General features: G+C 46.9%; 12 protein-coding genes, 1 tRNA gene and 2 pseudogenes. 3 read left to right on the top strand and 12 right to left on the bottom strand.

Annotation, left to right across the window (positions count from 1 at the left end; all coding sequences use genetic code 11):
- Positions 1–211 precede the first annotated feature (211 nt).
- Positions 212–883 (top strand): hypothetical protein, encoded by a 672-nt coding sequence (locus tag HV318_RS18470; protein WP_182273876.1) that lies wholly within the window; start codon positions 212–214, stop codon positions 881–883.
- Positions 884–1006: 123 nt separating this feature from the next.
- On the opposite strand, the gene HV318_RS18465 is transcribed toward HV318_RS18470, so the two are convergent.
- The 6 genes from HV318_RS18465 to HV318_RS18440 form a co-directional block, all read right to left on the bottom strand.
- Positions 1007–1543: a hypothetical protein gene (locus HV318_RS18465; RefSeq protein ID WP_182273875.1), complete on the bottom strand. Its 537-nt coding sequence runs from the start codon at positions 1541–1543 to the stop codon at positions 1007–1009.
- 22 nt (positions 1544–1565) lie between these two features.
- Complete coding sequence (locus HV318_RS18460; RefSeq protein ID WP_182273874.1) at positions 1566–2018, bottom strand: MarR family winged helix-turn-helix transcriptional regulator; 453 nt, start codon at positions 2016–2018, stop codon at positions 1566–1568.
- Positions 2015–3595, bottom strand: coding sequence for an AMP-binding protein (locus tag HV318_RS18455; protein ID WP_182273873.1), 1581 nt, complete (start codon positions 3593–3595; stop codon positions 2015–2017). Before HV318_RS18455 ends, HV318_RS18460 begins: the two co-directional genes overlap by 4 nt.
- A gap of 291 nt (positions 3596–3886) precedes the next feature.
- On the bottom strand, positions 3887–5845 hold the full coding sequence (locus HV318_RS18450) for an FUSC family protein (protein WP_182273872.1): 1959 nt from the start codon (positions 5843–5845) through the stop codon (positions 3887–3889).
- Positions 5846–5878: 33 nt separating this feature from the next.
- A complete protein-coding gene (mdtN, locus tag HV318_RS18445) occupies positions 5879–6898 on the bottom strand; it encodes a multidrug transporter subunit MdtN (RefSeq protein WP_182273871.1) in 1020 nt (339 codons plus the stop codon).
- Positions 6899–6907: 9 nt separating this feature from the next.
- On the bottom strand, positions 6908–7195 hold the full coding sequence (locus HV318_RS18440) for a YtcA family lipoprotein (RefSeq protein ID WP_182273870.1): 288 nt from the start codon (positions 7193–7195) through the stop codon (positions 6908–6910).
- 138 nt (positions 7196–7333) lie between these two features.
- On the opposite strand from HV318_RS18440, the gene HV318_RS18435 reads away from it, so the two are divergent.
- Positions 7334–7960: a TetR/AcrR family transcriptional regulator gene (locus HV318_RS18435; RefSeq protein WP_182273869.1), complete on the top strand. Its 627-nt coding sequence runs from the start codon at positions 7334–7336 to the stop codon at positions 7958–7960.
- Between the two features lie 566 nt (positions 7961–8526).
- Here HV318_RS18435 and HV318_RS24550 read toward each other — a convergent pair.
- From HV318_RS24550 to proB, 5 genes and pseudogenes are all read right to left on the bottom strand, one after another.
- Positions 8527–8616, bottom strand: a pseudogene (locus HV318_RS24550) (integrase); the annotation flags it as partial.
- 250 nt (positions 8617–8866) lie between these two features.
- Positions 8867–8977, bottom strand: a pseudogene (locus tag HV318_RS24250) (Arm DNA-binding domain-containing protein); the annotation flags it as partial.
- Positions 8978–9139: 162 nt separating this feature from the next.
- Positions 9140–9215: transfer RNA gene (locus tag HV318_RS18430), tRNA-Thr, on the bottom strand.
- A 111-nt stretch (positions 9216–9326) separates the two neighbouring features.
- Positions 9327–10580 (bottom strand): glutamate-5-semialdehyde dehydrogenase, encoded by a 1254-nt coding sequence (proA, locus tag HV318_RS18425; protein WP_182273868.1) that lies wholly within the window; start codon positions 10578–10580, stop codon positions 9327–9329.
- An 11-nt stretch (positions 10581–10591) separates the two neighbouring features.
- Positions 10592–11695 carry a glutamate 5-kinase gene (gene proB / locus HV318_RS18420; RefSeq protein WP_182273867.1) on the bottom strand — a complete coding sequence of 368 codons (1104 nt, stop codon included), beginning with the start codon at positions 11693–11695 and terminating at the stop codon, positions 10592–10594.
- Positions 11696–11998: 303 nt separating this feature from the next.
- Here proB and phoE point away from each other — a divergent pair, with 303 nt between their 5' ends.
- A complete protein-coding gene (gene phoE / locus HV318_RS18415; protein WP_182273866.1) occupies positions 11999–13051 on the top strand; it encodes a phosphoporin PhoE in 1053 nt (350 codons plus the stop codon).
- Positions 13052–13149: 98 nt separating this feature from the next.
- Here phoE and crl read toward each other — a convergent pair whose 3' ends face one another.
- Positions 13150–13551 carry a sigma factor-binding protein Crl gene (gene crl / locus HV318_RS18410; RefSeq protein ID WP_182273865.1) on the bottom strand — a complete coding sequence of 134 codons (402 nt, stop codon included), beginning with the start codon at positions 13549–13551 and terminating at the stop codon, positions 13150–13152.
- Between the last annotated feature and the right edge of the window lie 37 nt (positions 13552–13588).

The following is a 13588-nucleotide window of genomic DNA, read 5'->3' as shown; positions in this document are numbered from 1 at the left end:
GCGGTGGTTACTAATATCACCAGCAAATTTGATGCCCGTCAAAGGAATATGACTACATGGCTCAAGAAATTAACGGGCAAGTCGATACTCAATATGAAAATACGTCAGCATACCTTACCAGGGTGAACAGAGCCTTTTGCTAAATCAGCTGATATATCTGGCACAGATAATCGACACGGCCATTTAAGTTAAATTATTACATGGAGAGAAAATGAAAGTACGTCTTTTAGCAATGGTATCCGCATCTTTAATTCTTGCTGGCTGCGCAGGATCGGTAAAACCAGACACCGTAAAGGCGGCAAATGGTAGCTCAATTGAAATTTACAGCGTGTCCGCCATTCCAGAGCTGAATAACAATCGAGTGGCCGATAGTCACTTACGCGAAGTGACTCCGGCTCATGCAGCGGCCGGTATGGGGATCGCTGTGGTCGGCGCATTACTCGGAAGTATCAACAGTAGTGATTTTGATAAAGAGAACTATAAAGGAACAACAGTCGAAACGCTGGAGAACCCAACGAACAACTGGTTTATTCCAAAAGCCAAACAAAATATTACTCAGTGGATGAATGAAAAAGGTAACGGCCACCTCTATAAACAACCGCTGTATATTGGTAAGGCGACCTGGGCATTAATCTATAAAGATGCGAATGCTGCAACACCGCTTTACCAGCTAAAATATAAAGTTCTGTTCTATAAACGTCCGGAAAGCGGGAATATGTTCTCTGCATTTACAGTAGCAGAATGTACCCCAACACCTGTCGAGGCCCCATTGAGCGACTGGAATGCAAACAATTATAAGAAAGTTATCAGCGAAACTGAAAAATATATGAATAGCTGCTTGCTTGAACTGAATAATCAGCTTCCACGCTTGCTAAAACAGTAATGCTCTCTACTGAGCCCGACTCAGTGTTCTCACTTTGTTTTTAATACGACTCGATGAGTCCTTCATCGAGTCGATTCAGAATCCATTATTACATAGCCGTCATGATGAGAAAAAGTTAACAGGTTAACGTCCCGCAAGAATGATTTTACAGAAAAGTTCCAGAGAAAACACACCAGAAGGATCATTCTCCTGACCAGGAAGAATGACAAGGTCAAGCATCCGGGTGTATCTCTGAGTCGTGGCGTTATATGTTTCTTTAGTGAGATCCATGTCCGAATGATAACCCAGTAACGTCAATATCTTTGACACATCTAACATATTACGTTCGCTGACCGAATCAAACCCCTGAAATGCGAGGTCGTGCGTAAGCGAAAAATTTGGAATAGCAGTAAAAAGCTTATCCTTTTCACTATCCGAAAACGTGTGATAGGTTCTCTGCAGTTTCTTAAACAGGCAAGCTGTTTCATTAATAAAAACAGTTTCTTCCGGAACTTCAAACTCATTCAGAAGACCGGGATACGCCACTTCCAGCGCCCATAAATGGTTTGTCGAAATAGCAGTACGTATAAGCTCTGTGTCATAGCCATTTCGTAAATCAAAATGGTCAAAAAGATCACACATCATAAAAACACTCAGTTTATGCAGACCTTCAACAATCATGTTGCTTACCTCAATAGCCCCATTACAAGCCTTTCATGCTCTTGTACGAAATAAACATTCTGTTAATAACGTCCTGGAACATTTCCAAATCACTATTATTCATGCAAGACAGTAATTCATTCAGTTTCCTGTCCCGCTCGCTCATAGCTTTGGCAAGGATAATTTCTCCCGCCATGGTGAGCCGGACAATTTTCACTTTACGATTACCAGATTCTTTTTCACGTGTAATGAATCCGGCTAATAAGAGAAAATCCAGCGCTTCCGTGACACTTCGGGAGCTGAAGTTCAGACAATCCATGATGCTTGAAGCATAGCATTGTGGTGTATCTTGTATCACCTTCAACACACGCAATTTTGATAAGCTTAACGCCATTGGCAATAAAGCTTTATTAACTTCATTCCTCATCTCGTGATAAAGGACATTAAGTTTTTCAATCACACGAATAAGATCGTGCGATTGCTGCTTTTCGCTCATTCCGAAATACCTTTAAGTTTATATCTGAGAACCTTACCCACACCAGATTTAGGTAATGCATCAATATACTCAATATGTTTAGGCACTTTATATGATGTCACAAATTTTCGGCAGTAATCCCGAATATCACTTTCCATTGGCGTTATATCTGATGGCACGATAAATAGTTTTATCGCCTCGCCAGTAACATCATCCTGCACGCCTATTGCCACCGCCTCTTTGACTGATGGATGTTGCAGAACCACAGCTTCAATTTCAGCAGGGTAAACATTAAACCCGGAAACTATAATGATATCTTTCTTTCTGCCCTGAATAGTAATGACGCCTTGCCGATCCTGCACGGCGAGATCGCCTGTGAAATACCATCCATCTCTTAAAGCCTCATGAGTTTCTTCATCTCTTTTCCAGTACCCGGACATAACCTGAGGCCCTTTGACTGCGACTTCACCTTTTTCACCGGGTGAAACAGTATTCCCATCGGCATCAACCAGTTTTATCTGCGTCTCTGTCACGGCACAACCCACGTTACTCAGGCATTGCGTGGTTGCAAAAGACTGAACGGAAACCAGAGGAGAACACTCCGTCATGCCGTAACCCGCCAGAATCGGTTTTCCTGTCATGCCGAACCATTTCTCAGCCACCGGGCGAACCAGCTCCGTACCACCGCTAACGCAAAAATTCACTGCTGAGAAATCCAGTTCTGTAAATTTATGGTGGTTCAACAATGCGTTATAAAGCGTGTTAACCCCTGTAATGGCCGTAAATTTATACTTCATCATGGCACTGATGACGTCATCAATTTTTCTGGCATCTCTGATAAAAATATTCACTGCGCCAATCGAAAAGAAATAAAGGAAATTCACCGTTAGTGAAAAGATATGATATAAGGGCAATGCAGTTACAATTCGCTCTTTACCCTTTGTCAGATATTCACCGCAAACATGATGTAATTGATTGAGGTTTGCCGCGATATTGCCATGAGTCAACATTGCCGCCTTTGGAATTCCACTCGTGCCACCGGTATACTGAAGAAAGGCCAGGGTATTCTGTTTTACCTCGGGAGCGGTAAATGAACAAGACTGTCCCAAAAATATAATTTTTTCGAGAGTGGTGAGATTTCCCTTTTCATATGAGTCAGATAGGCATTCATCCGGCGTGTCCGGAAAATCATCCATACCAACTTCAATAATATAAAGATTATCACCTTCCGGACATTTTTCTTTCAGTTCTGGTAACGTAATGATGGCCTTAGGACAACAGTCCATCATATATTTTTCAATTTCATAGCGTGTCGAATTTGGGTTTATGTTAACAACGACCATCCCTGACCGTAACACCCCCATGACTGATATTGCATACTGTAATGAATTTGGAAGCATGATAGCAATACAATCACCACGCGTAAAAAAAGCTTCATTTTGTAACCATGCAGCGATATTTCTGCTGAGCTCGCCCATTTTTGCATAACTGACTATCGCATCGTTGCATATAATGGCAGGATAGCACTCATAAGTTATGCAAGATGATTCAAACATTTCGGTCAAAGTATGATGTTCTTTAGTTTGGTTCTGCTTCACCGCATTGCCTCCCGGTCATTGTCTTTAACTAATCTTTAACATTAGAGATGTTTAATCAAGAGCTGGAGTGGTGTTTTTTTATAAGTGGGAGTTTCCTCACTTATTTTAATTTCACGGCGTTACTTCATGCTTCCACTATATTTCATAGTCACAACCCCATGATCAAATAACTCAAAAACACAATACCCCAACACTCCAAATAAATTTGAAAATAACTTTTTATTTTTTAACAAAATTACAAAAACAAGAACATCGAATTAAGCCCAACCAGAGGCTTAAGTACAAGACAAATTATAACGTTGAGGTGAGGTTAAAGAAGTGTCGCTGGCTCTCCTCTAACCCCTTAGCGGCATCCATGAACGAGTCCGGCAATACGCTATCGGGAACAGGATAATAAACATCGCCATCGCCTACAGTCCTGCCATTTAACACACTGGAAATCTTGTCCATATTACCCTGAATCCCCAAAATAAATTCATTGGCGGGTTCCTGGTTTTTCAGATGTTCTTTTTCAAACGAAACGCGATCGATATAAAAAAGCACATTTTTTATGGCGTTCAAAATCGACAGAGAGTGTTGATGCAACTGATCATGCGATCCTTCAGCGCTAAACCAGGTGGGTTCAATGGCAACTCTGGCCGCGATATCTTCACATTCCACGAGACCGGTCGCGACCTTCTGACGTGTTTCATTATGGCGAGTTGCACTGTGAAGCCAGCTCCGGGCTTCATCAAATAATGCACCAAGATTCTGCAGCATTACACCGCCCTCTCGTTCCGGTCTTATCAGGGTATGGATAAGACCTGCAACGATAATCCCCAGGATAATACCGACGATCCTGTCCCTTACTTCTGTCAGCCCTGTGACCGGACCAAACGTCTCAAGCGTCGCAAGAGCGAAGGTGAACATGATTTGCACCCCTGCATAACTTACATTCTCCGGGCCAGCAGAGATCCACGAAGACAATGCGATGACGGGAAGCACAATACAGAGCAAGCCAAACAGCGTATCGATCCGTGGAGTAAGATAGACAATAGTCACCAGCGCAAACACACTGCCAACTGCAGCCCCGACCAGACGAAGGATGATTTTCCGCTGTGTATTCCCCAGACCTGGCTGCGCAACAATGAGACAACTGAGCATAATGGTATGAATACCTGACCAGTCCGTTGCGGTATAGAACAAATAACAAACTGCCGCACTCAGCAGTGTTTTAAGTGAAAAAAACACATAATGTTCGTTGCTGAAGGCATCCTTTACCAGAAAACCCGCGTGTGTAGCTGGCGATGGTACCTGGGTATTTGCCTTATTTTCCGCTGCCGCCACTTTTTTGTTATAAGAGCTGATAATGCCCGCTATCGCGATAAAGGCCGGTTCTGCGGAATGCAATACCGGAGGTTTCGTTTGCCAGTCAGGCTCCCCATTAATTAGCATTAATTCTAACGGCTTTAGTGCATTACGGAGTGTTTCTGCATCCTTTAATACATCCTCCCCTTCAAAGCTAGCGGGAAGATGGCACGACGCCGTACGCAGTTCAGAAACAATTGCGATCGCAGTAAGATAATGCCCCCCTTTTTGTGCAGCATGTTTGTCCCGCATCGTTTTGTAACGCAAAAGCCGGTACAGCGTCTGAATATCGCGTCCTGCCTGGCTTAAGGTATTTTGTCTTCGCAGTAACGTGGCATCAGCTGAAAGCAGAGAAGCCATATCCGACAGTTGTTTTCCAATGGCCCGTTTTAGCTGGATCTCCGGCTCCACTGGCATCAGGAGAGAATTGACAATTAATGTCACGGCAATGGGGTAGTTAACGGCCACCCATACCCAAAGGATCCCTCTGACCAGAGTTTCTGCATCAGGTGAAATATCCACAAGGCTTTGCGTGTATATTGCGACAATAGCAACCACAAAAAATACCACACCGATTTTTGTCGTCCGCATCAAAAACACGCTGACAAAAAAAAGCGTGAAGGAGATTAGGATCCGCAAAAACGGAGTATTCCATGTCACTTTCAGAACCATTAATGACAGAAGAATAGAGAAAGTGGACCCGACGATAAACAGTATCCCCGTCAGTCTGGTCACAACAATGTTCGTCTGGGTGACAAAAAAAACAGTAATTAATGACAAAGCCAGCAGCGGTACCTGCAGGCTTTGAGACATGATCACCACAATCGTACAGGCCACCATAGCACGTAAGACATGGTTCAGACGCCCGGGATATGGACGCATAGAAATCCACAAATCACTCATAGCAGGAGACGTGGTACCCATAGCCTGACCCCGTTAAACCTTGTTGCCGCGGTGCAACGTTACAACAGCTGAAGCACCAATACGGAAGAGTCCTTTATCGGTTTCAGACATTTTTATTTTTACCGGGAAACGCTGGGAAACATGAACCCAGTTAATGGTCTTTTCGACTAACTGCAGGCCTCCGACGGTGGCACTGTCACCCGGAGCAACGCCATAGCTCATTGACTCTACGGTGCCAGAAAAAGCTTTGCTGGTATCCGCCATGATAAATACCGTTGCCGTTGTTCCTTCAGTAATACCTTTCAGATCGGTTTCCCGGAAGTTGGCGATGACATACCACTGTCTTGTATCAATGAGCGTCATGACGGGTTGCGCCGGGGATGCATATTGACCCGCAGTGGTCTTCAGTGCCGTGACTCGTCCATCGAATGGGGCACGAACTTCACTGTATTCAAGATTCAGCTTAGCTTCGGCAATTTGTGCCCTGACTTCATCCCGCTGCGCCACAAGCGCATCCACACCGCTGACAGCGGCACTGGCCTGTCGGGCCTGAAGTCTGGTCGAGTTATAATTAGCTTCAGCACTGTTTCTCGCTGTTCTGGCCTGCTCCAGCTCTTCTTTAGACACATAGTTTTTACCCATCAGCGCCAGCTTACGGTTATATGTATCCTGCGCCTGCTGATACTGACTACGGGCACTCTCTACCTGGGCAGCGACGGCATCGGCGTTGTACTGCTGCGCACTGACGGAGCGTTCTGATAACTTGATCTGCTCATTCAGGGTGATCAGGCGGGCCTGACTGGCATCCAGTGAATTCTGGAATGGACGCGGATCAATGCGGTAAAGCAGCTCCCCTTTCTTCACGAGCTGGTTATCTTTGACTGGCAATTCAATAATTCTGCCACTCACCTCAGGAACGACGTTGATGGTGTCAGCATAGACATAAGCATCATCAGTACGCGGTGCGGCATCAATTCTGAACAAGACAAGCACCAAAACCATCAGCGTCACCAGTAATAAACTGAGCGCATAAATTTTTCTTTTTACGGTCATTTCGGCACCTTAAGACGGGAAGAAAATCAGCCATGCCAGCATAGAAATCAATGCTGTAACGCAGGGATACACAACGACTGCCGGGGATAACCAGCCCGTTTTGTGCAAGTTACTGGAAAGTAGGTGTAAGAGCGTCATTCCTGTGACACCGATGCCCGTACACAGAAGCCAGTCAGGGAAGGATGCGCCGAAAAAGACAACAGAAGGTGCGGGAGAACACCCAGTCAGGGAGCTCACGGCAATAAACAGCACCGTCAGAAGATGGAATGATGATGGCTTGCCTGGATGTTTGTGCATTTTCGTATGTTAATGAAATTTAATGTTAAAGTAGCTAAACTTGAATCTTTATTCAAGTTTAGCTTATCTTATACAGCACCAAATCTCAAGATCGTGCAAAATAGACAACCAACAGGTCACCTTCTTCCGGGACGCATTATGGCAATTTCAGATACCAACCGCTTACGACCCCCCATGCAACGAAGGGGGCACCTCAGGGTTCAAAAAATCCTGGATGCAGCCGCTGAGATTATCAGTGACATCTCCATTGAAAAGCTCACTATTCAGGAGCTTGCAAAGCGTTCAGGTACAGCGCCGGGTTCGCTTTATCATTTTTTCCCCGATATTGAGTCCGTTAAGGCATCACTGAAGCTCAGTTTTGATAACAAACTTTCCGAGATGCTGGACGCGATAAAAAACAAACATGTGGAGCAGGACTGGTGCTCTTTGCCTGCAGGCGATCTTATTAATACTATTTTTCAGCCCTATGCCAACTTCCTTATTGAGAACAAGGCCTATTTACCACTTCTTCTGAGAATAAATCCGGATTTTACACAGTCGAAGTTTCTTGCATTCCTGATCCATATATTAGAGTGCAGGATCAAGAACGTTACGAAACCAGAAATTATACGAGAAGCGAACTTCCTTCATTCCCTCGCTATAGGTACTCTGCAGCAGGCTTTCCAGCGGGATAATAAACTTCCTTACGAGTTCATTCCCAAAATACTGCATACTCTGGCACTCTACCTTGAATCAACGGAAGTACAGTTGGTTAAATCAGATTAGTAAAAATGCCTTTGATATCAAAGGCATTTATTGCTGATATATGTCTGAGTACATGTCCTGAAGTGCAAGGTTGTTAACGCAACCACCCTGCCCCATGCACTACCTCTCATAGCATCAAGAGGTGGTTGAATTGCATGCTGACTCCCTCCGCGAAAGAACGTCACAGCCACTGAGTAAATGTGGTTAGCAAACCGATGTTCTTGATACTGAATTTTCTATAATTAAAAAAAAGCCTGCAATTAAGCAGGCCAAATTCAGAAGAATACTTCGCGCTTAAGTATATCAAGAAATCGTGGACAAACTATCTTAAAAAGCCAATTAAAATCAATCAACCTATTATTAGATTGAGAGCATTTATTGCCAAAATGCTTTTTAATTTCACTAATGGTGATTACATTCTTCTATTTAATTTCGCCATGAAATTTTTATATAAACTACACACTTGCCTCTCTTTTTACCGTGTCCAAATAGGTCTTTATCCATATAACCATATCTGCATAATCTCTCCAGTATCTTATGATATTTTGCGCTAATTGCTGGGGAATCAGGATGTAAGGACACTGGTTTTAGTTCCATGCACTTTTTGAGATATCAGGTGTTTCAGCCATCAACCTATACTCTTCCGGCACCTGGTTATTCAGTGACTCATGGGGCCTCACGTGCCACAGGACAGCGGTTTCATGCATAACGTCTATCGACCCGCCGGGTTAAGTACCTCAGGCGTCATCAGCGGAGCCGGGTTACACACCGAAAGACATCTTTAACGGTACACCCGGCTTTGACGAACGTCAGAACGGCAATGCTCTGGTGTTCAGTAAAACGGGTTTTGCGCGGGGCGATCTCCTCGGGGAACATAATCAATATGTCGGAAGATCTCTAAAAGTGAATGGGTCGTTTTACCGGGATGCTTACACTTCCATTAGGTTCTATAAGCAATGACAAGCCTTGCCCATCCCCAAGCGTATAGGGTTTATCTTCAGGCTTAGCGCGGCGAATCTGCATATCGTTTAAAGGCATGTGTATAGGAATCCAGGACCGAACAGGAACATATACACAATCCTATACACATTCTGTACGGATTCTACCGGATGGTTACGGACAACGATGGACTAAAAAGAAATAAAACCGTTATAAATCAGGGTATTTATGGATGAATACGGATGTTTGGGGAAGTTGAAATGGTGCCGATAATAGGAGTCGAACCTACGACCTTCGCATTACGAATGCGCTGCTCTACCAACTGAGCTATATCGGCCCTGAGAGGCCGGTTACGAATGTAACCACGGGGCAGAAGGTTAGATCTAACCGGGTGATGCGTCAATGCCCTTTTGAATCAAACGGCTATTTTTGCATCACCCATGTTTATTTACGCACGAATCGTATCATCGCCGAAGCCGATCCACTTGTAGGTGGTCAGCGCTTCAAGACCCATCGGGCCACGCGCGTGCAGCTTCTGAGTGCTGACAGCCACTTCCGCGCCCAGGCCGAACTGGCCGCCGTCGGTGAAGCGCGTTGAAGCATTCACATACACGGCTGAAGAATCCACCTCGTTCACAAAGCGATCGGCGTTGCGCAGGGTACGCGTCAGGATCGCATCGGAATGCTGCGTGCCATGCTCACGAATATGAGCGATGGCATCATCGAGATCCACCACAATCTTCACGTTCAGATCCAGAGACAGGAACTCGTCGTCATACTGTTCTGCTTTTACTGGTACCACGGCAGCTGGGCCATCTTTCAACAGCGCCAGGGCGTTAGCCTCAGCATGCAGCGTAACGCCGCTTTTCGCCATCTGTTTGCTCAGCGCAGGCAGGAAAGTGTTCGCGATACCCTGATGTACAAGCAGCGTTTCCACTGTGTTACAGGTGCTTGGACGCTGGGTTTTGGCATTAACGATGATCTTCAGCGCCGGTTCAATCTCGGCGCTGTCATCGACAACAATATGACACACGCCAATACCGCCGGTGATCACCGGGATAGTCGACTGCTCACGACACAGCTTGTGCAGACCCGCGCCACCGCGTGGGATCAGCATGTCGATGTATTTATCCATGCGCAGCATCTCGTTCACCAGCGCGCGATCGGGGCTTTCAATCGCCTGCACGGCACCCGCCGGTAAGCCGCACTCTTCCAGCGCCTGCTGGATGACTTTTACCGTTGCACCGTTGGTGCGCCAGGTCTCTTTTCCGCCGCGCAGAATAGCCGCGTTGCCGGTTTTCAGGCACAGAGACGCGACATCGACCGTCACGTTAGGACGGGCTTCATAAATCACGCCGATCACACCGAGCGGTACGCGGCGACGCTCAAGACGTAAACCGCTGTCGAGCAGTCCACCGTCAATCACCTGCCCGACAGGATCAGCCAGATTACACACCTGGCGAACATCGTCGGCGATACCTTTCAGACGTGCTGGCGTCAGCGCCAGGCGGTCGAGCATTGCTTCGCTCAGGCCGTTTTCACGCGCTTCAGCTAAGTCTTGTTCATTGGCACGCAAAATCTCAGCGGATTGCGATTCCAGATAATCAGCGATTTTTTCCAGCACGCGGTTTTTCTCGCGGCTGGAAAGGAGCGCCAGTTTGTAAGAGGCGGCCTTTGCGGCTGCACCCATTTGTTCCAGCATTTTCTGGCTCCTTAACGAATAATCATATCATCGCGATGCACGGCGACCGGGCCATATTCATAGCCCAGGATGGCGTCGATCTGCTGCGAGTGGTGACCCGCAATCCGGCGCAGAGCATCACTGTTATAACGGCTCACGCCGTGGGCGATGTCGCGACCTGCGAGGTTACGGATACGAATCACTTCACCACGAGAGAAGTTGCCTGTCACGCTTTTAATTCCTTTTGGAAGTAATGAACTCCCTCTTTCCAGAATAGCGGCAGTCGCCCCTTCATCGACGGTAATTTCACCTGCAGGCGGCGCACCGAAAATCCAGCGTTTGCGGTTTTCCAGTGGGGATTCCTGCGCATGGAAACGCGTGCCCACAGAGAGACCTTCCATGACATCGCCAATCACGCCAGGGCGGCTACCCGCAGCAATGATGGTGTCGATACCGGCACGGCACGCCACGTCCGCTGCCTGTAGCTTGGTACCCATTCCGCCCGTTCCCAGGCCAGAAACGCTATCACCCGCGATGGCGCGCAGCGCATCATCAATGCCGTAAACATCTTTAATCAGTTCAGCGTCCGGGTTGGAACGCGGATCGGCGGTGAACAGCCCCGGCTGATCGGTCAGGAGCAGTAATTTATCAGCACCGGCCAGAATCGCGGCCAGCGCAGAGAGGTTATCGTTATCGCCCACTTTGATTTCAGCGGTCGCCACGGCGTCGTTTTCGTTAATGACGGGGACGATATTGTTGTCCAGCAGCGCACGCAGCGTATCACGCGCATTCAGGAAACGTTCTCTGTCTTCCATATCCGCACGCGTCAGCAGCATCTGCCCGACATGAATGCCATAGATAGAAAACAGCTGTTCCCAGAGTTGAATCAGTCGGCTTTGTCCAACGGCGGCCAGCAACTGTTTAGAGGCTATCGTCGCGGGGAGTTCGGGGTAACCCAGGTGTTCACGCCCGGCGGCAATCGCCCCGGAAGTCACAATAACGATACGATGCCCTGCGGCATGCAGCTGAGCGCACTGACGTACAAGCTCAACAATGTGGGCGCGATTTAGGCGGCGCGATCCGCCTGTTAACACACTGGTACCGAGTTTTACCACCAGCGTCTGGCTATCACTCATGATTCTCTGCCGTTCAACGATAAGGGGAAATGATGTCAAACGAACGTTTTAGCAGGACTCAGCCCCGTTGCCAACTGCCTTAGCACATCACTAAACACTTTGTTGCGCCGGATCAGGGAGCGTAGTGGCAAATTTTGACAATTTTATTACAGAAATAATAAATCACAGTTTTTTAAAATTATTCTTATTTTGTCATAAAAGTTTAATTCCAGAACGTTAAAACCCTTCCTGTTTTTTCACGGGACTTAGGCATGAGCTTATCGTCCAGCGAATTTTAGCGCGTTTATAAAATCAGGATCGAAAATGAAAAAGAGCACACTGGCATTAGTGGTTATGGGCGTAGTTGCTTCTGCATCTGTACACGCGGCCGAAGTCTATAATAAAGATGGCAATAAACTGGACGTGTACGGCAAAGTAAAAGCAATGCACTACATCAGTGATGATGCCTCTAAAGACGGTGACCAGACCTACGTACGTTTCGGTTTTAAAGGTGAAACACAGATTAACGATCAACTGACGGGCTATGGCCGTTGGGAATCCGAATTTGCCGGTAACAAAGCAGAGAGCGACTCCTCTCAGAAAACCCGTCTGGCATTCGCTGGCCTGAAACTGAAAAACATTGGTTCTCTGGATTACGGTCGTAACCTGGGTGCCCTGTATGACGTCGAAGCATGGACCGATATGTTCCCTGAGTTCGGCGGCGACTCTTCCGCGCAGACTGATAACTTCATGACCAAGCGTGCTACCGGTCTTGCCACCTACCGTAACACCGACTTCTTCGGCATGGTTGACGGCCTGGACATGACGCTGCAATACCAGGGTAAAAACGAAAACCGCGACGCCAAGAAACAGAACGGCGACGGTTTTGGTACTTCTCTGGCTTATGACTTCGGCGGCAGCCCTTTCGCTGTTAGCGGCGCATACACCAGCTCTGACCGTACCAATGCTCAGAACCTGCTGGCTCGCGGCCAGGGCGACAAAGCTGAAGCATGGGCAACCGGTCTGAAATATGACGCGAACAATATCTATCTGGCAACGATGTATTCTGAAACACGCAACATGACCCCAATTTCTGGTGGTTTTGCGAATAAAGCACAGAACTTTGAAGTCGTGGCGCAATATCAGTTCGATTTCGGTCTGCGTCCGTCCCTGGGCTATGTACAGTCTAAAGGCAAGGATATCGAAGGTATCGGTGATGCTGATATCGTGAAATACATTGATGTGGGTGCGACCTATTATTTCAACAAAAATATGTCCACGTTTGTTGATTATAAAATCAACCAGATTGATGACAAAAACAAACTGGGTGTCAGCAGCGATGACATCGTTGCACTGGGTATGACTTACCAGTTCTGATCACGCTGTTATAAAAAATCCCGGCCTGTGTGCCGGGATTTTTTTGTCGGGGATTCATGCGGTCTGATGCCCTCGCCCACAGGGAGAGAGAGAAACCATCAGGCCGTCAGCTTGACCGCTTCGCTGGAAAAGTCATCCGCAGGCTCCAGCTTCAGATCCAGAGTCGCCAGCAAAGCACGCGCCTTGTCGTGGAACTCTTTCAGCGTATATTCCAGACGGTCGATCACTTCCTGATCTTTAATAGCCGCCACCTGCCAGTTTCCGTCTTTATTAAACAGGCCAAACTGGTAGCTGTAAGTAAAACGCTTTTCTTGTGCTTCCATTTCCATCCACCAGCCCCAGAACTCACGTTTTTCGGGTGCAGGCTTCACGTTGACGCAAACAGCCAGGCAGTCGAAAAAAAAGCGATTATCTTCACACTGCTCCTCTCGAATATACGGGCCGAGAGCCATGAACTTCTTAATCAGTCTACTTTTCGGGTGTCCACTCGGTAACGTCATTGCGATCTCCTTTTGTGAAGTCACTGTTTTACCAAAC

Source organism: Enterobacter sp. RHBSTW-00901 (assembly GCF_014103115.1).
Lineage (GTDB): Bacteria > Pseudomonadota > Gammaproteobacteria > Enterobacterales > Enterobacteriaceae > Enterobacter > Enterobacter cloacae_P.
This window is presented reverse-complemented; position numbering and strand designations above follow the sequence as displayed.

Excerpts from the sequence above, each read along its gene's own strand:
- HV318_RS18435 (WP_182273869.1), top strand. The coding sequence starts at position 7,334 with ATGGCAATTTCAGATACCAACCGCTTACGACCCCCCATGCAACGAAGG.
- HV318_RS18465 (WP_182273875.1), bottom strand. The coding sequence starts at position 1,543 with ATGATTGTTGAAGGTCTGCATAAACTGAGTGTTTTTATGATGTGTGAT.
- HV318_RS18460 (WP_182273874.1), bottom strand. The coding sequence starts at position 2,018 with ATGAGCGAAAAGCAGCAATCGCACGATCTTATTCGTGTGATTGAAAAA.
- crl (WP_182273865.1), bottom strand. The coding sequence starts at position 13,551 with ATGACGTTACCGAGTGGACACCCGAAAAGTAGACTGATTAAGAAGTTC.
- proA (WP_182273868.1), bottom strand. The coding sequence starts at position 10,580 with ATGCTGGAACAAATGGGTGCAGCCGCAAAGGCCGCCTCTTACAAACTG.
- mdtN (WP_182273871.1), bottom strand. The coding sequence starts at position 6,898 with ATGACCGTAAAAAGAAAAATTTATGCGCTCAGTTTATTACTGGTGACG.
- HV318_RS18450 (WP_182273872.1), bottom strand. The coding sequence starts at position 5,845 with ATGAGTGATTTGTGGATTTCTATGCGTCCATATCCCGGGCGTCTGAAC.
- HV318_RS18470 (WP_182273876.1), top strand. The coding sequence starts at position 212 with ATGAAAGTACGTCTTTTAGCAATGGTATCCGCATCTTTAATTCTTGCT.
- HV318_RS18440 (WP_182273870.1), bottom strand. The coding sequence starts at position 7,195 with ATGCACAAACATCCAGGCAAGCCATCATCATTCCATCTTCTGACGGTG.
- proB (WP_182273867.1), bottom strand. The coding sequence starts at position 11,695 with ATGAGTGATAGCCAGACGCTGGTGGTAAAACTCGGTACCAGTGTGTTA.
- phoE (WP_182273866.1), top strand. The coding sequence starts at position 11,999 with ATGAAAAAGAGCACACTGGCATTAGTGGTTATGGGCGTAGTTGCTTCT.